This is a genomic window from Puia sp. (assembly GCF_036500295.1).
In the GTDB taxonomy this organism is placed as follows: domain Bacteria; phylum Bacteroidota; class Bacteroidia; order Chitinophagales; family Chitinophagaceae; genus Puia.
The window spans coordinates 25,291-46,568 of sequence record NZ_DASYCH010000092.1; the positions used below are offsets into that span (position 1 = coordinate 25,291).

General features: G+C 53.2%; 19 protein-coding genes. 2 read left to right on the forward strand and 17 right to left on the reverse strand.

All coding sequences use genetic code 11. The features are described 5' to 3' along the window. Positions 1-3 precede the first annotated feature (3 nt). From VGM48_RS17345 to VGM48_RS17400, 12 genes are all read right to left on the reverse strand, one after another. Complete coding sequence (locus tag VGM48_RS17345; protein WP_331581420.1) at positions 4-1,806, reverse strand: DUF5107 domain-containing protein; 1,803 nt, start codon at positions 1,804-1,806, stop codon at positions 4-6. Beyond that, the gene (locus tag VGM48_RS17350; RefSeq protein WP_331581422.1) at positions 1,803-3,623 is read right to left on the reverse strand and encodes a DUF4091 domain-containing protein; all 1,821 of its coding nucleotides are present in this window, start codon (positions 3,621-3,623) and stop codon (positions 1,803-1,805) included. The genes VGM48_RS17345 and VGM48_RS17350 overlap by 4 nt, the downstream gene beginning before the upstream one ends. A gap of 189 nt (positions 3,624-3,812) precedes the next feature. After that, positions 3,813-4,202: a hypothetical protein gene (locus tag VGM48_RS17355; protein ID WP_331581424.1), complete on the reverse strand. Its 390-nt coding sequence runs from the start codon at positions 4,200-4,202 to the stop codon at positions 3,813-3,815. A gap of 311 nt (positions 4,203-4,513) precedes the next feature. Then, positions 4,514-4,768 (reverse strand): RNA-binding protein, encoded by a 255-nt coding sequence (locus VGM48_RS17360; RefSeq protein ID WP_331581426.1) that lies wholly within the window; start codon positions 4,766-4,768, stop codon positions 4,514-4,516. 64 nt (positions 4,769-4,832) lie between these two features. Then, entirely contained in the window at positions 4,833-5,258 is a 426-nt protein-coding gene (locus tag VGM48_RS17365; protein ID WP_331581428.1) for a DoxX family protein, read from the reverse strand. 105 nt (positions 5,259-5,363) lie between these two features. Continuing rightward, a complete protein-coding gene (locus VGM48_RS17370) occupies positions 5,364-7,988 on the reverse strand; it encodes an ABC transporter permease (protein WP_331581430.1) in 2,625 nt (874 codons plus the stop codon). Between the two features lie 134 nt (positions 7,989-8,122). Continuing rightward, positions 8,123-10,315, reverse strand: a complete 2,193-nt coding sequence (locus VGM48_RS17375) for an alpha-galactosidase (RefSeq protein WP_331581432.1) — start codon at positions 10,313-10,315, stop codon at positions 8,123-8,125. Positions 10,316-10,349: 34 nt separating this feature from the next. Then, a complete protein-coding gene (locus tag VGM48_RS17380) occupies positions 10,350-10,760 on the reverse strand; it encodes a hypothetical protein (protein WP_331581434.1) in 411 nt (136 codons plus the stop codon). 109 nt (positions 10,761-10,869) lie between these two features. Further along, on the reverse strand, positions 10,870-13,584 hold the full coding sequence (locus VGM48_RS17385; protein WP_331581436.1) for a glycoside hydrolase family 2 protein: 2,715 nt from the start codon (positions 13,582-13,584) through the stop codon (positions 10,870-10,872). Between the two features lie 11 nt (positions 13,585-13,595). Then, positions 13,596-14,450: an ROK family protein gene (locus VGM48_RS17390; protein WP_331581438.1), complete on the reverse strand. Its 855-nt coding sequence runs from the start codon at positions 14,448-14,450 to the stop codon at positions 13,596-13,598. Then, on the reverse strand, positions 14,447-15,694 hold the full coding sequence (locus VGM48_RS17395) for a sugar MFS transporter (protein WP_331581440.1): 1,248 nt from the start codon (positions 15,692-15,694) through the stop codon (positions 14,447-14,449). Before VGM48_RS17395 ends, VGM48_RS17390 begins: the two co-directional genes overlap by 4 nt. Further along, complete coding sequence (locus VGM48_RS17400; RefSeq protein ID WP_331581442.1) at positions 15,691-17,022, reverse strand: polysaccharide deacetylase family protein; 1,332 nt, start codon at positions 17,020-17,022, stop codon at positions 15,691-15,693. The genes VGM48_RS17395 and VGM48_RS17400 overlap by 4 nt, the downstream gene beginning before the upstream one ends. 89 nt (positions 17,023-17,111) lie before the next feature. Here VGM48_RS17400 and VGM48_RS17405 point away from each other — a divergent pair, with 89 nt between their 5' ends. After that, a complete protein-coding gene (locus tag VGM48_RS17405) occupies positions 17,112-17,309 on the forward strand; it encodes a hypothetical protein (RefSeq protein ID WP_331581444.1) in 198 nt (65 codons plus the stop codon). Between the two features lie 10 nt (positions 17,310-17,319). On the opposite strand, the gene VGM48_RS17410 is transcribed toward VGM48_RS17405, so the two are convergent. Both VGM48_RS17410 and VGM48_RS17415 read right to left on the reverse strand, forming a co-directional pair. Further along, complete coding sequence (locus tag VGM48_RS17410; RefSeq protein WP_331581446.1) at positions 17,320-18,027, reverse strand: DNA alkylation repair protein; 708 nt, start codon at positions 18,025-18,027, stop codon at positions 17,320-17,322. Positions 18,028-18,069: 42 nt separating this feature from the next. Then, positions 18,070-19,017: an SDR family NAD(P)-dependent oxidoreductase gene (locus tag VGM48_RS17415; protein WP_331581448.1), complete on the reverse strand. Its 948-nt coding sequence runs from the start codon at positions 19,015-19,017 to the stop codon at positions 18,070-18,072. 50 nt (positions 19,018-19,067) lie between these two features. Here VGM48_RS17415 and VGM48_RS17420 point away from each other — a divergent pair, with 50 nt between their 5' ends. Next, positions 19,068-19,496 (forward strand): rhodanese-like domain-containing protein, encoded by a 429-nt coding sequence (locus VGM48_RS17420; protein WP_331581450.1) that lies wholly within the window; start codon positions 19,068-19,070, stop codon positions 19,494-19,496. Between the two features lie 32 nt (positions 19,497-19,528). Here the strand turns inward: VGM48_RS17420 and VGM48_RS17425 are convergent, their stop codons facing one another. From VGM48_RS17425 to VGM48_RS17435, 3 genes are read right to left on the reverse strand one after another with little or no spacing between them, the layout of a single operon-like run. Next, a complete protein-coding gene (locus VGM48_RS17425) occupies positions 19,529-19,816 on the reverse strand; it encodes a hypothetical protein (protein ID WP_331581452.1) in 288 nt (95 codons plus the stop codon). Then, a complete protein-coding gene (locus tag VGM48_RS17430) occupies positions 19,813-20,367 on the reverse strand; it encodes a sigma-70 family RNA polymerase sigma factor (protein WP_331581454.1) in 555 nt (184 codons plus the stop codon). Before VGM48_RS17430 ends, VGM48_RS17425 begins: the two co-directional genes overlap by 4 nt. Before the next feature lie 11 nt (positions 20,368-20,378). Beyond that, a complete protein-coding gene (locus VGM48_RS17435) occupies positions 20,379-21,221 on the reverse strand; it encodes a helix-turn-helix domain-containing protein (RefSeq protein ID WP_331581456.1) in 843 nt (280 codons plus the stop codon). Positions 21,222-21,278: the final 57 nt, after the last annotated feature.

Below are 21,278 nucleotides of genomic sequence, written 5' to 3' on the forward strand. Positions count from 1 at the left end.
GGATTATTCGTACTCCCGGTAAGCCCCGAACCTGGCAAGGCGGTCTTCACCCAACTGCTTTGGGATCGGGAACGCGGGGATATTTAGTTTCTCGCAAATTTGCATCCAAAGCCCGGTACGGGTATAGGTCTGATGCACCATTTGAAAGGGTGTCGATAGCAGCAGGTCTTTTGCCGCACCTGGCTCCCCTTTGTCGATCAGCAGCTGAATCTCTCTTTCAATAACCCATTCATCCTTCAACGCATCGACTTTCGATAACCATTTTTCGCGTTCGACAAGGGTTTCGGGCCCGATCTTTTTGAGCATTTTATCGCGTTCGATAATCAACTGGGGGTGGATCTGTAGCCAGGGTTCGGTTATTTTGTCAAAGGCTTTCCTTGCGCCGGTTATGTCCCCCTTTTGCTTTAGCAATCTTGCCAGAAGGGCCTTTGCCAATCCATTCTGTGTAGCCGACAATACCTGAATGGCTTCGGCCGATCTGCCCCTGCCTGCAAGCCATGTTCCATAATAGAACTTCCATTCGTCGGCGATAGTTCCCTTCGTGTCCGCGATGACCGACTTAAAAGGGTCTGCCAGGTTTTCCATTCCGGACGGCGGCCAAAGGTCCTGATCGATTGCAGGAGGAGCGGGCGGAAGCGACTTCTTTTGATAAGCATGCTGAAGACGTTGCCACACCTGTACAGTCGCGGGGCGGGACCAGCCAAAAAGGGGAATGTCTTTAACCGGCCTCAACGGCGCGGACGGCAGTTTCAAGGAATAAATGTCCAATTCCTGATCCGTGGGTATCCAATATTCTACATGCCATTTCGTTTCTTTTGGCCGCAATTGCGCTTTCACCGACTGGTCGCCTAAAGGGCCGCCCTGTAGCTCCAGATATTGCTGGCTTCTGGCTGTGCTTAGCATCGACCACGCGGTGTCGGCCGCTACTCCATAGCTCCACAACTTTATGCCGGGTGCGATATTTTCCTTTGCTATATGATATAATCCTGTTCCCAATGAAGGCGTATAGGCGCCAAAGGCATTTGCGTCCTTGCTTTCCCAGAAATAACCGGTCATTTCCTTTATGTCCGACTGGGTTTTTGGCCCCTGCGTTTCCCAATCGATCGTATCGACTTTTGAGGAGTGAGACAGCACTTTCCCTTTGGGAAAATAAAACCGGGTATCGGCCGCCGATGGGATTGCTGCATTTGACCAGGACATCCATGGGTAAGCCTCTGTTCCGGGATTGTAAAAGACGGCCCGTTCTGTCAGGAAATCATCGTCGGGTCCCAGTGAGTATTCCACAGACCATTGCATGCCGAAACGCAGCTCCCGTTCGCCACAGGTCACATAGATGCGGTCTTTTGTCCGGTGGATAGCAAAGTCTACCTTTTCATTTTGGCTGGGTGAATGCGATATCGGAAAACTCACTTCGATTCCCCCCGCTGTAAAGTAAAAGCGGGGCAATATGCGGGTTTGCCTGATGACATCGGGCACATATAACACCTCTTTCCCGGATTTTCGAAGGAGTATCGAAGTGATCTTACCCCCCAGGTCCGGACATATCGTTACTTTGAGCCAGTCATTCTGCAAAACGATATAGTGATATTTTTTGAGGACCGGGCGGTTTGATGTTTCACAGTAACTCACGTAGGGGTATACTCCGTTTGGATCAAAGGCCGTTGGGATCGGCCCGAACGGCGTCAGGTTATGCGTTAACTTGTAATCGTCGAATTCGGAGCAGGATAATTTCGACGGGGAGGGTTGCGCCGCTGCGTTCATAACGAGGGCCATCCAAACGGCCGCTATAAGGGCTTTTCGTTTCATTTTCCTATTTTATTCAGGAATGCGCTCAATTCCCTGATCAGTCTTTCTCCCTCGTATACCTGTGACTTAAGCGTATCCTCATTAAATGTATGCTCGATGGTTAGGGGTTTCAGTTGTTCATCCAATTGGCGTAGCAGGTCGCGGCATTTTTTATCCGTGGAAGATGCCAGTTTTTCCCTCAATATCCTGATCTTCTCGAAATCAACGATGCCCTCCCGCAATTTTTCAAACCGGATACAGCTATTGGCGCCCGGGTACACCAGGTAACAATCTCCTGCCGGCCAGCTTCCGTGGCGCGCGTCCCTGTCGGGATCCTGGGTCCATGCATCATAAGCCCAGCGCAGGAAGCCGCTATAGCCATAAGCCGCCGCGTACCAACTAAGCCATCTGCCTTCGATCGGTGGCGAAAATAGAAAGGTATTTGGTTTTGCGGGCTGACAACACACATAAAAAGTGGTCGTAAAGCCTTTGACCTTGCGCTGTGCAACGACAGCCATCGGGGATTCCTTTTCTTTGACATACGAATAGTCATCCAACAGGTCTTTTAGTTCGGGATGCCAGTCGCCGGCATAGGTAATCTTCCAGCCGCGCCAATTGGATCTGATGAAGGTAATGGCCGCCAGTGTCTCGTCCAGGGGGTTTTCGTTGATGCCGATGTATGTCTTGTTCAGCCAGCCCTTTTTTGTCAAATGTGCCCTGAGGTCATCGAGGAACGGTCCCCAGTAGGCTTTGAACTTATCCGAACCGGGTGGCCAGTGCTCTATCACATAGTTTCCCGTTGCAGCATCGATATATCGAAAACGGTACTCGCCGGGTACGGGCGTATAGACCGTGATGGCTTTATCGATGCCTACACTCATGGCGAGTTCAACGTACTCGTCAAATATTTTATAGTCGAATTTCCAGGTACCATCCTTTTGTTTGAACGACTCGATCATCCCTCCTTCGATAGCATAGGAATTATCACCCCAGGGAGAGTTCACTGCATAGGTAGTGATATATTTGCCGCCTGCGCCCGCATAAAGTTTCAGGTGTTTTTTTAAAAGCGACTTATGCTCCGCGGACCAGGGCTGCAGATGGTTGTCCCAGGCGACCACCCAGGGATTTTGCCACAGATCGAGCCGGTATTTCCATTCATGCGGTGGGGGGAGAAGCGGCGGTTGCACCTCCAGGTTTACCGGTAGGGACTTTTTAAAGCCTTTGGCGAGTATTTCAATGTTCCCTTTGTAATGCCCGGGCTGTGCACCGGCGGGGATATCGATGCTCACCCAAACCGGCCTGACGGTCATCCCCGGCACATCGAAGCGGTCAAATGGTTCGAAGCGGTCAGGCAACAGGTACCCGTTTTTGTATGGCGACTCGCCGCAGTTGCCCTCTTTTGATCCATAAGGATAGTTGCCCAAAACATAACGCACCATGTTGACGGTGATGTTATCCTTGCTTATGGAAGCACCCTTGGCCGTTTTCAGGTCGCTCAATTTAAACCGCACCTGTTCGAGGGTATCGGCGGACCAGACGACTATCTCTATGTTCAAGCGTTGGCCCCGCCACCCACAACCATCCCATGCATCCGTTTCCTTTACCGTGGGGACTTCCGTCCGGAAGTAAGGCTCATCCGTGGAACCAAAGCCGACATGCGGACCCTGTTGTGAATTCCAGGCAGCAGGATGGGTTGGTTTGTCGAAGGTGAGTTCTTTTTGGTAATGTGGGCTTAATGCAGGCATCAGGGACGAATCAATTTGTCCGTAATGTTCCTGGGCAAACGCTGGTTTTATGACAAACTGTAAGATCAGAAAAAACAGAATACTCTTTCTCATTATCTGGATTTACTCATTGAGTGCATATTAAAGATACTTTTTTTTAAGGGTTGTGTACACGTCCATTCAAATCATCAGTAAATGCCGGAGCTGGGGATCGCAGGATATGCGATCCAGTTCGGACTTGACAAGTGCAGCGATATCCGCGCGAACCTGTAGTACAGGATGGTTCCTACTTTTGCGAAGGCTTTATTTTTGCAAGCATATTTCGTAGAGTTGAATGAGGAGGGTTTTTATTGCCGTCATGTTTTGCGTCAGGCTGAATTCTTCGGCCAGCAGGAATTCGAGGATTTCCTGTCCAGCCGGGCCGGGTAAATGAGTTTGCAGATGTTCCACCGCTGCGGTAAAGCTTCTGCGGGCTGTTTCCAATTCGTTTTTGATGCTGATGAGTTCGTTGTGGAGGTCGTCGAGGGATTGGTTGCGGACCTTTTTTACAATGGGTTCCTGTTGCAGGAGGGCGCGCACAAACTCAGCGAATATCCGGTGGTTGGTGCCGGCGAATTTTTCCTTTAGCGCCGCCAATTCGGTAGGAGTGACAGAGACGACAACCGTTTTGCTCCTGCGTTCTTTCTTCTTCATGATCTTTCTCTTCTGTTGAACGATTACCCATTTGCAGTGGGAGGCAATGGTAGATTACTTATTCGATCACGAATTTAGTATAACGGATGAGAGTATCGCCTGATGACTCAATTTTACCTATCAGGGATCTCCAGGCCGAGCGGCTGTCGTTTTTGGGAGTGACGATCAGGGCGGGGCCCTGATCGTCTATTATAGATGATTGTTTGTGAAGTATGGCGTCGCATGACGCGGACTGATGGAGAAGGCGACGGTGGAGCAGATGACCGGGCCGGACCTACGCGGCAGGCCAGATGAGAGGAAAGCCGGCAGTATTATGGCAACGGGCGCGGCGGCAATTTGGCCTCTTTAATATTTAGTGGGCTCGGCCCCAGCATTTTACCCTGCAAAGCGGCCATCGCCTGTTTTGCCTGATCTTCCCTCATTTCAACGATTCCCTTGCCCCTGCTTAAGCCCGTGATAGGGTCAATGATGATCTTTGTATAGTCAACCCAGCCGAAGGGGTTAAAAAGGCGCTGAAGATCAAACTTGTCGTAGTGGCGCGGAAGTCCCGATATAGTCATTCGCATAAGGCAAAAATAGGCCGTTTTTCCGGCCTACCTAGGCCTCAGGACGAAATTCGGGGCTTTTTATTTAAAAAGCTACCCGGGCAGAAACGGTTTCTTCACTATATTTTGCCGAAGTCTGTGGCTGCCGATCGGCCATTTTCCGGAAGTAGACATACGACAGGACGGCCAGGGTCAGGGGTAATGCCATAAAGAGATAGTTGGCCGCCGGGGTACCCACGGCAATAATGGAAACGGTGGCGCCGATGAGGTCAAAGAACAATCCCGCAAAGGCCCATTCCTTGATACGCCGGCTGATGGGAAGCAGGATGGCCAGCGCGCCCAGCGCTTTGGCAATACCGATAAAGGGAACGAAATACAGGGGATATCCTAACCCGTCGTGAATACCCTTAACCGCAGACGGGTTGGACATAATGTCGGGAATGGCGGAGCCAGCCATCATAAAAAGGAACAGACCGGTGAACACCCAGTACAAAATTTTAATCTTTTTCATCGTTGCAGGTTTTTTTTGTTATTAATGCTTGACCACACAAAGATGAAAACTAAAATCGAGTCCGGGCGGTGGTGGTTCTGTCAATTAAGCGGGGTGATTACGACATTACTCACTTCTGAGGCTTTTCACCGGGTTGGCCAGGGCCGCTTTTATTGCCTGGAAGCTCACGGTTAAAAGCGTGATCACCAATGCACCGGCGCCGGCGGCAGCGAATACCCACCAAGAGATATCGGTCCGGTAGGTGTAGTTGGAGATCCATTTGTGCATGAAGTAATAAGCGATGGGTGAAGCGACGAAAAACGCAATGATCACCAACAGTACGAAGTCTTTTGACAGCAATCGCCATACACTAAATACCGTAGCGCCCAGCACCTTTCTCACGCCGATCTCTTTGATACGGTTCTCGGCCATATAGGCGGACAAAGCAAAAAGCCCCAGACAAGAGATCAGGATCGCCAGCCCGCCGAAAAGAGCCGACTGAACACCCGTACGGCGCTGATCCTCGAATTTTTCGGCATCGGCCTCGTCGACAAACCGGAAATTGAATGGATACTCCGGGTTATATTTTTTAAAGATCGTTTCGATCTTTTTCATATTATCCGCAAGGCCATCGGCCGGATCCAACCGGAAGGTGATCGCACCAAACCAATTCTTTGGCCCCTGAATGATCGTCGGCGCCACGGAATAGAAGGGAGACCCGGGTACAAAATCTTTTACGATCCCCACTACCGTCCAGTTTCCCTGCGGGTTTTTAATCGTCTCACCGATGGGCTTTTTGAGGCCCATTGCGGCCATGGCCGATTCGTTCAGTAAGACCGCGGTGGTGTCGGTTGGGTGAACAACGGTGTTGATCGTGCGACCTGCGATCAACTTCAACCCCATGGTCTCCAGGAAATCGTTGTCCGTATAAAATTCATTAAAAAAAACCTTCTTATTGGGGTCGGCGCCCGGCCATTTGTAATTGTCGGCACCGCTCCAGATATAGGTGATCGGCGAATTTGACCGGGTAACGGAAGTAACCGCGCCACTGGCCAGCAAGTCCTGCCTGATCGACCGGTATTCGTTATTTACATTTCCGTTGATATAGACAAAAGCCAGGTGGTCCCGATTGTAGCCGGGATCGCGTTTGCTGGCATAGTTGATCTGCCGGTAGATAATGACCGTACAGATGATAAACGTAATGGCAAAGCAAAATTGAAAGACGACCAGGACCTTTCTTATGCTGACCAGGTTATAGGCTGTTTTGAATGTCCCCTTCAGAACGCTGATCGGCTTATAGGCCGATAAATAGAACGCGGGATAACTCCCGGCGATCAGGCCGGTGATGACGGTAAATCCAACGATCGCCAGCCAGAAATACGGATTCTGATAGGGAACGACCAGGTCTTTCCAGGTCAGCCAATTGAATCCTTTGATGCTCAATTGCACGATGCCCACAGCGATGAGCCCCGACAAAAACGAGATGACGATGGATTCACCCAGGAACCTGAAAATGATGGAACCTTTTCCGGCCCCGATCACCTTACGCACACCCACTTCTTTTGCCCTTTTCACGCTCTGCGCCGTACTCATGTTCATATAATTGATACAGGCGATGAGGAGGATGAACCCTGCGATGATCCCGAACAGCCGCACATTCTCAATTCCGCCGCCGACAATTTTACCATTTTCAAACCGGGAATAGAGGCGCCATTTGGTTATGGGATGCAGGAAGACCTCGTTGCCACCCTTGCCGGCATGCGCTTTTATTACGTTGCGTAAAAGATTATCCGCAGTCTGCTCAGAAATTCCGGGTTTTAACAATACAAAAGTCCGGGTACCATCATCTGTCCAGCTTGGTTTATACCAATGGATCTCCTTCATATAGCTATAGGGGATCAGGTATTCAAAATCGAGTGCTGTATTTTTCGGCAGGTCTTTTACGATCCCATCGATCCTGAAATAGGCATTGCTATCTATCCGGATAACCTGACCCATTGCATCCCGGCCGGGAAAGATCTTTTTTGCAAATTTTTCGGTAATCACCATCGATCGCGGAGCGTTCAACGCCTGTTGGATGTTTCCTTCGACGAGGGGGAAGCTGAAGATCTTCAGAAAGCCGGGGTCTACCATCATACCATTTGCTTCAAAATGCCTGTCGCCTACGTTGAGTACCAGAGGTCCGACACCATTCAACCGGCAAACTTCCTCCACCTGAGGATAACTTGTCTGGATGACGGGCGTCAGCACCGAGGGCACCGCGCCCCAGGATTCGATCTTCCCGTTGATCGTCGCACGACTGAACAGGAGATAGATGCGGGCTTTCTTTTCATGAAACTGATCGAAATTCACTTCATCCTGTATCCATAGCAGAATGAGTATGGCGCTTGCCATCCCGATCGCCAGGCCGGAGATATTGATGAAGGAGAATCCCACATATCGCGACAGATTCCTGAAAATGACCTTGAGATAGTTTGCCAGGATGGCGGGGTTATAAATGGACGGACGTTCGGCTCTTTTGGCGGTCTGCATTTTTCGTTCCAGCCGGCGCATATGCCTACTATATGCTTTTTCCAGTTGCTGCTCGTTTTGGCCTTCCGCGGGCTTCCATAGGTGGCCGAGGGTTTCGACAAAGGCCCGCAACTCAGGGTCATCCTGCATGAGGCCATGCAATTCCCGCAATTCCTCCGGGGATGCTTCCCCAGTCATTTTCCGGCTGATCAATTGCCAGAGGTGCTGATTGTAATTCATAGTCAGGTCAGTTACGGGAATGCTCGCCAAGAGTATACCATTTTCTCAATCTATTGAAAAATAAGCAGTTGACGGTTTTTCCGGAAAGGATTTTGTCCGTAATTGTTACAAGAGTGCACGGTTTAAAGGCCGGCTCATTCCGCGGTCAGCCGTATGACGACACTGGTGCGGCTGCTGTTTATCTGCGGGTCGAGACCGATCTTCATCAGGAAGTCGCCTGAATAGACGCCATTGTTCTCCCGGCCGGATCTCGACCCGGGGTAGCGGTCGACCTCTTGCACCCGGTAGTGTTTTGCCGGATCAAGGCCTTTGAGCCGGATCGGCGCTTTGTTACCTGCACCGTACCGGTTATTGGCGAGGTAGTTGAAGAGGACGGCGGATGAACGGGCGGAATCGACAAAGAGCATGGAGGCCATATCCGCTATATGAGGATCCGAAAGGCGGTATTGGTCACCCTGCCAGATAACCGATCTTATTTCGCCGTATAGTTTCAGCGCGTTTTGACAAAAGGCGAGATCGGCGGGGGAGAGCTTAGCTACCGGGATGTCGAATCCCAATTTACCCATCATCGCGACGTCGATCTTGAATTTGAGGGGTTGTTTGCCCCAGTTGGTGACATGATTGGCGCTGGCGATGGCCGGATAGAAATAGGAGTATTCCCATTGGATAAAGATGCGTTCAAGGGGATCGGTGTTGTCGCTGGGCCAGTATTCGGTGAAATATTTCAGGGCGCCATAGTCGACCCGGCCACCGCCGCCGGAACAAAGCATCATGGGTATGGCGGGATATTTTGCGCGGAGGCGATCAAGGACATGATAGAGTCCGCGGACGTAATCGACATAGAACTGGGATTGGTCTTTTTTCAGATAAGCGGAATACGCGTTATAGATGACGGCATTGCAATCCCATTTGATATAGGCGAGGCCCGGATTTTTTATGAACAGGGAGTCGACGATGCCATAGACGAAATCCTGGACGGCGGGATTGGCGAGGTCGAGGACCAGTTGATTCCGGTAGTAGTGTTCTTCCCGGCCCGGCTGCTTCACCACCCAGTCCGGATGGCGGAAATAAAGGTCGCTTTTGGGGTTCACCATTTCCGGTTCCACCCAGATGCCGAACTTCACCCCGTCCTGCTGTGCTTCCTTTACGAGAGCGATGAGGCCATTCGGCAATTTTTTTCGGTTTTCCTGCCAGTCACCCAGCCCCGCGTGATCGTCGTTGCGCGGATAATCGTTGCCGAACCAGCCGTCATCGAGTAAGAAGAGATTGACCCCGAGTTTTTTGGCATCCTTTATCAGCCCGCGAAGCGTATCCTCGTTGAAATTAAAATAGGTGGATTCCCAGTTGTTGAGCAGGGTCAGCCGGTCGCCCCTGCCATTCGGGATCTTATAATCGCGGGCCCAGCGGTGGAGATTCCGGCTGGCCTCCCCTTTACCTCTTGCGGAGAAGGTATACAGGAAGGCGGGAGTGGTCAGCTGCTGGCCGGGCTTGAGAACATAGGGGGATGCGTAGTTATTGATGCCGGCAATGATGCGGAGGTCGTCATTGGGATCGACTTCGAGATCGACGCGGAAGTTGCCGCTCCATTCCACGGAACCATAGAGGACGCTGCCTTCGTCCTCGCCGGCCGGCTTGTCGAGGGAAACCATAAAGACCGAAGGTTCGAAGAGGTCGGCGCGAGCACCCAGTTTCGTGTCGATCGTCTTTATCCCATGGGTCAGCTGTGACTCTTCCGGCTGCATTTCCTTTGCCCAGTCGCCATGATATTGGCGCAGCCAGTACCTATCCGCTTTCAGGCACAGATTGGCAGATGCGTATTTGTCGAGGGTGACCGGCCCTTTTTCTTTATTGTCTATCCGGCTCCATTGTTCGATAACGTCGTCGTTTGCGTAGACCTTATAATATAAGGTTACTTCAAGGGCATAGACGGGATCTTTGAGAAGGATGGCCGTTGTCGACACGTTTGCATTTTCGCTTGTCGTGGTATGGCTGACGTATCTAAGATCGAGCGACTTGTTGCCGTCGGTGTGGGTGACGGCAATGGCGGGTTCGGCGAGACTGGTCGATCCGGCAGGAGTATAGGCTGAAGAGAGAATATCGGCGCCATCGCGCCGGGATATCGCCAGGCGCGAATAGTCGCTGGTGTCGGTGAGTTTCTCCCCGAAATAGAGCGTGTTCAGGCGACCGGTGGCATCGGCATGAAGGACGAGGGCGTTGTGGGCGGTCGTGATGGGAATGGTCAGCTGAGCGGAGACGGGAGTGCTTAGCCCGCAGAATACGGCGGCAGCGATCACTGCGTGGCGAACGACGGTGGATAGGTTATACATGCCCCAAAAATAAGGGGAAAAACTCTCCGGCTTATCAGACGATGCTGAGTTCTGCTTTTAGCAAATGATCGATCTGATGAACGACGGCTTCGAGGTCGGAAAGCCCGGCGGGTTGCTGGAAGATCGTTTTTACCCCCAGCATCCGGCATTCTTCGAGTTCCCGTTGCTGGCCGGTGCAACTCCAGACCAATTTGGGGATGTCTACGTAACGGGACTCCATCACCAGCGTGCGCAGCAGATCGGGCGCTTTCATATCGGGGAGATCGTAGTTGACGAGGATCATCGAAGGGAGATCGTCCCAGTTGCGGCTATTGAGATACGAGAGGAAGGACTTGCCATTTTCGACTGTCTTTACTTCGGCGTAAGCGATATGCCGGTCCAGTTCTTCAACGAAGGAACCACAGAGACCGGAGTCGTGGTCGGCCAAGAGAATGTAAGGCAACATGGATTAGTGCTTTAGTGAATTTAAGGGTGTAAAATCTCAATTCACATAAAGATAATAATTACTTAACATTGGATCGGGGATTTTTTTAACCCGCTGATTTACAATATACTTATAGTTGTGCCGAATCGGCGTTCCAGGCCGTGACGAGGAAGAAGGGCGCCGCGCCTTCGGCATCTTTTGTGGCGTAGGTGACGTGGATGATGCGGCTTTCGCCGGGGGCCACTTCGAGATAGTTGTCGCTGAAGATCACCGGCAGGATGTCATCGCCCGAACTGCCTTTCAACGCGCGGAGGTGTACCTGGAAGGCGACGGTCTTGCCGGTGTTGGTGATGGTTACCGTGTGGGACGAGCTGTCGGCCGATCTGGCGTCGGCCGACCTGGCTGCCGTTGCGGTCAGCTTCAACGTGGTTTTTGCGAGCGTCTGCAGCGCCGAGTAGTCGGCATAGCCGGATTCGGGCGTCACGTACCATTTCGATTTGCTCCAGTCGAGGACATCGCCTTTTTGGGAGAGCCAGTACCAGTTGATGCTTTTTATCGCGCCCTGCGCATCGGCGAGTTGCAGGCGGAGGAAGTAGGTGGGTGAAAAGCCGCCGGCCGGGGGCAGGTCAAAGCATTTCGTGATGCTGTCGGGCTCGACGCCGGCCGTGATCTGTTTGGAGAACTTGAGCGTGCCGTCGAGGTTGTAGATAGCGGCTTCGGCCTTCAGGCCTGAGAATCTTTGTTGCAGCGAGTTGGTGATGTCGACCTCGTTCGCGGCATAGGAATACATGATGTGCAGCGGTTCCATCGACTTTTTCATACCGAAGTAGGTGCCGGCCGGGTAGAGGTAATAGTCGTAGGTATGCCAGATGAGGCCGGGCCATGGGTTGCTGCCCATCCACTGTACGACGCCGGTGGCGGTGTGGTATTTGCGGAGGCCATAGGCTTCCATCATCGCGCGGTGTGCCTCGTAGTTCTGCGCCTGGGCCTTGGCAATATAGTCCTTTATATCGGTGGCCTTTCCATAGCGGCCCTGGAGTGCGTCATTAAAAACGTCGGTGGTGCCGAAGTTCATGGTCCCGCAATGGTATTTCCAGGTGGCCGTGGTGAACCAGAGGGAGTCTTTGGGGATGAATTTTATCAGGCTTTCGTAGGGTGGGATGGATGGGCCGGGGGAGATCTCGGTTGCGAAGCTATAGGTGCCCCCGTATTTCATTGCCGTATCGGTTTCCCAGTAGATCGGCGGCACCCACTCGTAGGGGCCGGCCATCTTCACTCCGCTAAAGCCGGACACTTTGGATTTGCTGCCGTTGGCAGTTGCGACCAGCGGATTGGGCCATTTCAGCGATGCTTCGATGTTCAGCCAGTCGCGTTCCACGGATGTATCCCGAGGGGGCATGTCGCTGCCGTTTAACCAAACCATCAGGCTGGGTTTGTTGCGCAACCAGAGCATCACGCTGCTGTCCGAGGCCATGGCCGACGCGCGTTTGGCGGCATCCCAATTCTCCGGATACTGCCATGCGCCGCAGCACATCCAGCCTGTCATCACCAACATCCCGTATTTATCGCAAAGGGCATAGAAATTATCATCCTCCATTTTCCCTTCCGAACGGACGACGTTCATGTTCATATCCCGGTAGAGCCGGATCTCCTGTTCCTGCCGTTTGGGCGAACGGCGCTGGAAGATATCCGGCGACCAGGCTGCGCCACGGATGACGATGCGTTTGCCGTTGACCACGAAGACCCGGGATTTGTCGTCGATCAATTCCGAGGTGATCTGGCGGATACCGAAATTCTCGCTGATGGTATTGCTTACGGTGTTCTCATGGACGGCCGAAATTTCGAGGTGGTTGAGTTCGGGTTTGCCGTACTGCCAGGGCCACCAGATGCGGGGGTGATTGACATTCAGCTGCGGGTAATCGGCGGGTGTGAAGGTTACGTTGGCGACGGCATGACCGTCGAGATGCACCTTCTGCTGAAAGCTGACATCGCTGTTGATCTTTCCTTTTACGACTACGTCCTGGGGATTGGCGGAGTAGTTGGTCACCAGTGCATCCACCGTCAGGTGGGCGATGTCCAGGGATGGTCCGTCGAACCGGGTGGTGACCAGCGGATATTGGATGCTTACGCGGTCGTAGGTTTTGATCTCGACATCGTTGACGATCCCGCCGTTGTAGTCCGGGGGATAATGTATCCAGTCGGCGTAGTCGATGGCCAGATCCCCCCCGCGTTTTTGGGGGTTGATGGGCCGTCTGATCTCCAGTGCCAGGACGTTGGCCCGCGCTGCCCGGATATTTTTGGTAACGTTCAACTCGATGATGCGGAAGGGGTTCATGATCTCATTGGAATCGGCTATCAATACCCCGTTGAGCCAGATATTGGCCTTGTAGTTGATCCCGTGCAGCCGGAGTACGACGTCTTTGCCTATTTCCGTCTTGGGCATCGTGAACTCTTTACGGAACCACCAGGGGGAATCGAATCTTGGATCCTTTAGTTTCTCGAAGTTCATGCCGTAGAAAGGATCGAAATCATATTCCTTGTTTGCGAGCAGTCCGGCGATGATGGTAGTGGGTACGCTGACCTTGTACCAGCCCGCCGGCGTGTAGCCGGGCTGCGAAAGAACGGCGGCGCCATCGGTGACTTTGGTGACGGATTGCATCTGCCAGCCGTCTTTCAGCGTTATGTTGGAATTCCCGGCAAGTTGGGCAGCGCTGGGAAGAGCTTCGGATCGTTGTGCTTTTTTGTGCCGCGCTTTGCCGTGTTTTGCCTTTGTATGTTGTGCGAATGCCGGGATGAGCAGGAGCGAAAATGCGGCAGCAAGACTCAATCGTTTTATTTTTCTCACAGGTTTGCGTTTTATTGTGCGTTATAAAAGAGAGCGGCAGCGCCGAGGATGCCGCTGTTTTTCAATTCTGAGACCCCGATGCGAATGCGCTGGGCGGACTGAGTATAGGCAAGCGTCCTGACCTCGTTCATCATCGCGTCTTTGAACCATTTGTAGGCCTGGCTAACCGAGCCGCCCAAAACGATGAGTTGCGGATCATAGGTATAGATCACCGCTTTGATGGCCTGGCCGATGTGCGTACCGAGTTCGGTGTACAAATGCAGGGCGCGGACATCGCCTTTCTTTGCGTCCTCAAATACCTGCAGCCCGTCGAGGTCATAGACATTTTTAAAGAATGATCCGCTGCAATAAAACTCCAGGATGTTGTCCTTGTATGGCAGCAGACCGAACTCGCCCGCGCCGCAGTTATGACCCGCGAATAATTTGTCATTGATGATGATGCCGCCCCCCAGACCGGTGCCGATGGTCAGTCCGACCATGGAAGAGGCGTCCGTGTCCCTGCCGAAATAGTACTCGCCCAGGACGAAACAGTTGGCGTCGTTGTTTACGAAGACGGGTTTGTGGTATCGGGCTTCGAGCAGCTGTTTCAGGGGCACTTCCTTCCAGGACGGGATGTACTGGACGTCGTAGACGATGCCTTCGATGACGTCGACGACGCTGGGTACGCCGATGCCGATGGCGGCGATGCCGGGTTCCATCAGTGCGTCGATGACCTGGTAGATGTCGGCGAGGACGTCTTCTACGCTTCCTTCGCTGTGGATGCGTACGGAGATGATGTCGGACAGTGAGTCATCGCTTACCACTGCGCCACGGATATTGGTGGCGCCGAGGTCGATACCTATTACCGGGATGTCTTTTTCCCTCATGCTGGCTTTTCGTTTTTGTTAAAGACTGTTTGATTCGTGATCAGCGGTTTGGCCCAGAAGCCGACGCTGAGAATGTAGCCCATGGTAATATACAGGAAGAACATCCCGGTACGCAGGCCCAGGACGTCGCCCAGGCCGCCGATGATGAGCGGAACGATGGCTCCGCCGATGATGCCGGTGACCATGATGCCCGCGAAGGAGCCGTGATGTTCGCCGATGGAATTAAGCGCCAGAGAGAAGATGACGGGGTACATCACCGAGGCGAAAAAGCCAACGGCGGGGAAGGCGATGAGCGCTACGGGGCCGCTGCCGAAGAATGCAGCGCTAAGGCAGATCAGGGCGGCGACCGTGAAGCCGATAAGGACTTTGCGGCTGTCGAGGACCTTCAGCAAGAACAGGCCGAGGACTCCGCCCGCCGTCATCAATCCCCAGAAGTAGGCGACGGTGTCGGCGCCTTTGGTTTGCGGATCGTAGTGATGATAGGTCTCGAGGAATTTCGATATCCAGTTGGCGATGCCTTGTTCGGTGCCGACATAGCAGATCATGGCGATGAAGAAAAGGACCACCGTCCGCTTTTTGAAGAGCATAATATGGGTTTGGAGCGCGCCGGCCTGTTCATCGGCCTTCAGTTCGACTTTGGGGAAGCGGGATATCTTTATAACGACGATCATCAGCAGCGAGATGACCGCGAAGATCCAGTAGAGGGATATCCAGGGGAGGCTTGATGGGACGATGCCGCTGAACATCCCCATGAGGCCCGTGGTCTGGCCTTTCAGGTTTTGGGCGAAATAAGAGTAGACCATCGGGCTGACGAAGGATGCCGCGCCGAAGATGAGTTGGGCCAGAACGGAGTTGAAGGCATAGTGCTCTTCGCCCCCGGCGGTCCGCAGCAGGGGATTGATCACCACCTGGAGCATGGCCATGCCGCAACCGATCAGGAAGAGGGAGAGGATCGCACTCCAATAGTTGTGGACGACGGCCAGCAGCAGCGAGCCGATGAAGGCCACTATGAAGCCGGCGACCATGATCTTTTTTTCCTTGTATTTTTCGAGGAGCATGCCGGTCGGGATGGATACCAGGCCGTAGGCGATGAAGAATGCGAAGGGCAGGAAGGCCGCCAGCGTAAGGCTGAGATCGAATCCCTTTATGAAATCCGGGTTGAGTGCTCCGATGACATTCGTGAGGAATGAGATGACGAAGAACGTGAGCATGATCAATGCTACGATGTAGTAGTCGCGTTTCATGGATGGAGATAGGCGTTTACGGTGTTGGGTTTTATTTGATAGAGGATGAAGGCGCCTTTTTCGTCGTGTTCCAATTTCGGCTTTTGCGTAGCTTTCCCCTGGGTGACGGTTACCTTTTGCCAGTTGGCGGGGAGATAGGTTTTGAGGGTCAGCGGGAGATCGTACATGCTCTTGTCGAGGGAATGGGTGAGCGACACGGTTATCGATTGGCCCTTTTCATCGGCGTGGACCGTGGCGTGTTCGCGCTCGCGCATATATCTGGTAGCATCGCCAAAGGTGGCGATCCATAGCTTGTCTTCCCGCGCTTTGATGTATTTGAAGTATTCTTCGAGTTTGGGGATGGGTGTCCATTCCCAGCCGAGGCTGTCGATGCCGTGGAATACGAGCACCAGCCACATGTCCTTGTTGTTGACGGTGGTGTCCACCCAGGATTCCATCAGCGGCAGCGGTGTTGCGTGCAGCGGGCCGCGCTGCCATTGTACATAGTCCTTATCGGCCGGGTGGGGCAGCATACGGCTTGCCCGGTCGATCTCTTTGAGGAAGGGTTCCGGCATCCGGTTGCGGAGGGCCGGGTAGATCTTATAGGCGATGTGCATCACACGATCATCCTCATAGCCGTAAGGTACTTCGGTGGAGAAGGTATATCTCTCTCCCAGCTGGTTTTTGATCTCTTCTTTACTTTTTTCGAGTTCATACCGGATGTTGGCTTCATCCATGCCGGGCATGGTGGCGTGGGTGATGGAGTGGCTGGCGATCTCGTAGCCCTGGGCCACGTCCTTGCGGAAATCATTCCAGCTGGAGCCGAGGGCTTCCTTGTATTCGGGGCAGGGCTCATAACCCGGCTTAAAATCGCCGTGGCGGACTTTGGCATAGAGGCTGTCCATCCAGTGGAAGGCTTGTTGCTTTTTGCCCGAGGAGTAGAAGCCGCCCGCACGGGTATGGTAGGAGATCGTCCCTTCGTAGCCGAGGTAGCCCGCCGCGGAGCATCGTTCGAGGAAGTTATGTTCGTCGGTGGGGATGGTGGCGGACTCTTTTATGATCTCCTGTACCGGCCGGCCGACAAACTTGCCGTGGTATTGGGAGCCGGTAATCGGCCCGGTGATGACGAAGAAAGTGGCCGGGAGCTTCAGCCGTTGCATGAGCGGCAGGGCGCGGGTAAACTGGTGGCGCGAGGCATCATCGTAGGTAATGGATAGCGCGCCATTCTTTCCGTATTGCCATTCGGTGATGGTCGTGGTGGCGGATTGGGCCCGGCAGAGGCTGGTGGACAAGCAAATCGTGACAAGGGGGGTGAGCCATTTTGGGCCGACCCGAAAATTAAGGTTCATAACCAAATATAAATTAACTATTTGATAAGGCGGCACGCCCCGGCGGCGGAGGCACGATTTTTTCATTCCCTATCCAAAATCTCGTTTTTATGGCAAAAAAGGAACAATCGAAGCCCGATCCCGAGACATTTGAGAGTACCGACCCGCAGGAACATATGGAAGGCCCGGTATCATCGATGATGCAGAAAGCCAAAAAAGGGGCGGAACATAATGATAATACGAAGAAGGAGGCGGAAAAGCACGAACATAAGAAGAATACGACCGGGGGCGACTTTATAGCAGAGTGACCGGGGACTTTTAGCATTTCACCGTCTTCTTCTTTTTACCGAGGGAGCCGCGAGCTTCGATCTTGCCGATATACCCGGCGACATCAGGGATCCTGCATGCTGTGCCCTCCATATTCACGGTGGTGGGACCGATCTTTTTTGCGACGGCGAGCACTTCCTTTGTCAACGGGGTGACATAGGCGCCCGCGCAGATCATAAAACTGTTCATGGTATATCGCACGCGGTTAGGGGAAGACTGAATGGTCTTTTCGATCCGGGCGAGCAGTGTTCGCAGTCCGGCGACGTCGAGGTCTGCGTCGGGTTTTAGCGATACCCAGGCGGCGAGAGTAGACCAGCCCGCGGCGGCAATATGTTCTTTTTTATCATCGATCCATTCCAGGGCCAGTTTGTAGCCATGGGGATTACCCGCGGCCACCCAGGGAACGGTATACTCGGCGATATTTTGGGACAGGGCCTGGCTGACCCAGGTGTTGAGATCTTTCTTTGTCATCTTCTCGTCTTCTGCTAGGAGTCCGGCCAGGTACATGGCGTCGGCGTTGCCCGTGGCATAGAGTTCCTGCGCGAGGTGATGATCCTTTTTTACTTTTTTCTGGATGGTTTTGAGGTGTTCTATTTTCACGCCGAACATCGGTTCTTTGACGCCGTGTTTCAGGAAGATGTTCTTTATCTTCTCATCGCCGTGGGCCTGCAGATCGGCCATGATCTCTTTTGCAGTCATGATAAAAAGTTAATTAAAAACCGGCGGAATCTGAAATAAATTTTATCCCGAATACTTCATACCGGTGGCCTTTTCACTAAACTGCCACAAGGCAGCCGCGTTGACCGGGTCGACGGCAAAGAAGCGGACGCCGCGGGGCGCCGGGGAGTCGTCGGGAAGCAGTTCGGCGATGTCACAATCTTCGCAGTAGACGCCGCCCATCCCGTCGAGTTGATGACTGAGGGCGCACCAGACGGTGGTGGCTGCACCTTGCTGTGGGGTTTTAAAGGTCTTTACCTGGGCGTTCCATGTCTGGCGTTCGTCATCGGTCATAAAGCGGAAGATGTCGGTCTGGATTGCGCCCGGGTGGACGGCGAACGACCTTATCCGGTGCCCCTCCCCGATCCTATCCAGCTGGACGGCAAAAAGTGAGTTTGCCGTCTTTGATTGTCCATAGGCATTCATCTTGTCATACGGATGCTGTTCAAAGTTCGGGTCATCGAGTTGCAGGCCTTTTCGCCGGTGGCCGACAGAAGATACGGTCACCACCCGTGCGCCCTTTGCCTGTTTGAGGGCGGGCCAGAGATGCCCGGTGAGTTCAAAGTGGCCGAGGTGGTTGACCCCCAATTGAAGTTCGTAGCCCCGTTTGTCTTTTAGCAATTGGGGCGGGCGGAAGATGCCGGCGTTGTTGACGAGGAAATGCAGGGCGGTGTATTTCGAGAGAAAGGCCTTGGCGAAAGCGCCGACGGAAGAAGGATCGGCCAGGTCGAGGGAGATGAAGGAGATATTGTTGAGATGCTGTAATTTCTCCTGCGCCTTGTTTGCGTCCCGGGCGCCGATGACGACCTGTGCGCCTGCGTCGGCGAGAGTTCTGGCGGTCTCGAAGCCGACGCCGGAATTGCCGCCGGTGACGATGGCGATCTTTCCGGCCAGGTTATGTCCGGCCGCGATCCCGGCGGCTGTGGTGGTTGCGTTGTATCCCGAGTGGATCGGTTTTTGAGCGGTGTTCATGGGGCAAAGTTATTACCTTTACCCTATACCGTTAAAACGATGTCAACTTTATGAACAAGTCAATATTTTTTGTGCTTATCGCCGTTGTTGTGATCGTGAGCGCCTTTAGCCGCCAGACAGATCCGTGGACGCCGGCGCAGTTGCTCGAGCCTGCCGACCTGGCGGCGCAGATCGGCCATCCCGCTGCTCATCCACCGCTTGTCATCTGTGTGGGGCCTTCGGGGATCATCAAGGGTTCGGTGGAGACCGGGCCTGCCCGCGACAAGGAAAATCTCGCGAAGCTGAGGACGTTGCTGGCCAAAGAGGATCGTAACAGGGAAGTGATCCTCTATTGCGGTTGTTGTCCGTTCGATCACTGTCCGAATGTGCGGCCGGCGTTCAGCCTGCTGACGGAAATGAAGTTCCAGCATGCGAGGCTTCTCAATCTTTCGCATAATATCAAGACGGATTGGATCGATCACGGGTATCCTGTCAAGTAGGGCCGCTGATCGGGGATCGAAAAAAGTGGGCGCTAATTGGGCAGCCGCTGATTTATCTTCTCCTGCATCTCCTGTTTGAATTTTTCGTCCAGTAAATGGGGCCGGGCGGCCGATCGTTGGAAAATATTGCGCATCAACTGCGTGATCTGACGGTTTTGGCGCCGGAAGAGCCGGCAGACGGAGCAGCCGGCCAGGTGGATCAGCAATTGGATATTCTCCTTTAGCGTGAGAGGTTTGTGCTCGCGCTTTTCGATGAGATACGTCGCATGGCGGCAATCGTATTGTATCTTCTTTATTCTACCCATGGGTTTATGGTTCATAGTCCCTCCTTTTGAATACAGGCCCGCAGATTGAGTTTGGCCCGGTGAACGATGACCCAAAAGTTGGCCGATGTTATCTTTAGTTCTTTGCAGATGGTGTCCGACGGCAGTTCGTCCATGTGCTTCATGGAAAAGATAGACAGCCAGAGGGTGGGCAGCTTCTGGAGGCATTTCTGCAGGATTGCGGCCATTTCTTTTCGAAGGGTGGGATCGGTGGCTTCCAGGTCAAATGCCTTTGGCGCATCGGCCTCTTTCCAGTGACCGTTCTCCGCCTCGAAGAATTCCAGCTCGGGTTCGGGGTCTACCCGGGTGACCTGTAAACCGGAGCTCCTTTTCCGATAGACATCGATCACCTTGTATTTAAGGATTGCCGTCAGCCAGGTACGTTCGGAGCTCTGCCCCCGGAACAGATCCACTTTTTGGAGTGCTGCGAGGAAGGTCTCCTGCACCAGGTCGCGGGCCAGGTGCTCATCAGCCAGCCTGGCCAATGCATAAGTATATAAGTGATCGGCGTGCTTTTGGACCCATTGCCGGGGATCGGGAATAACCATCGGAACTATTTTTATGCCATTACCTTATACTCGGAGAAATTCCTGCCCGTGCCTGCCTTGAAGAACCTGCTAAAATGCGCCGAACTGGTGAAGCCCAGGTCTTCCGCCACCTCTTTCGCCGATTTGTCGGAGAAATAAAGGTACCGTTTTGCTTCGAGAAGGATCCGCTGCCGGATCAATTCCGAAGGAGACGGATAATTGCAAAGACCGAAAAGATTGGCGAGGGTCTTGGGGGATTTGTTCATGCTCCGGGCATAGAACTGCACTTCATGCCGGGTACGGAAATTTATTTCCAGTAAGAGGCTGAACTTGCGGATGATCTCCATGCGGTCGGGGCCCTGTTGCCGATAGTTATCGGTCTGCTGTTTGGCGACGCGGGTGATATTTATGATCAGCCGCTTGAGCAGGGTGCGCAACATCTCCCCCTGCATCTTGTCTTCGATGAGCATATCGTCGATGCACTGATTTTGGATCAGTGAGATACATCCTTTCTCTTCCGGCGATAACCGGATAAAGAACGGATGCTGGATACCGTAAAAAAGGAAGCCGACACAGCCGACCTCTGCGTCGTGGTCGACGATGCAGTAGAATTCGCGGTTGAACTGCCAGGCGACGAGATCCTCCGGTTGTTCGAAACTAAAGGTCTGGTTGGCCACCAACGGGAGGATGGCATCGGCGGGCATGGTGTAGGTGATCTTATCGATCGTTACCTGTTGTTCGCTACCCGTGTTGAGGACAATGGTGTTGATCATTTCCTTTCTTCCATTGAGCAATCCCCGCCCTTTCAGGGAGGGGTCGCCCGTACTGATCATAAATTTTCCTTTGGCGGCCTTGTCTTCAAATTCCCATTTCATATGCAAATTTTTAGCTGTCAGGGCCCCCGGAATAAAAAACGGGCGCCCTAACACTTA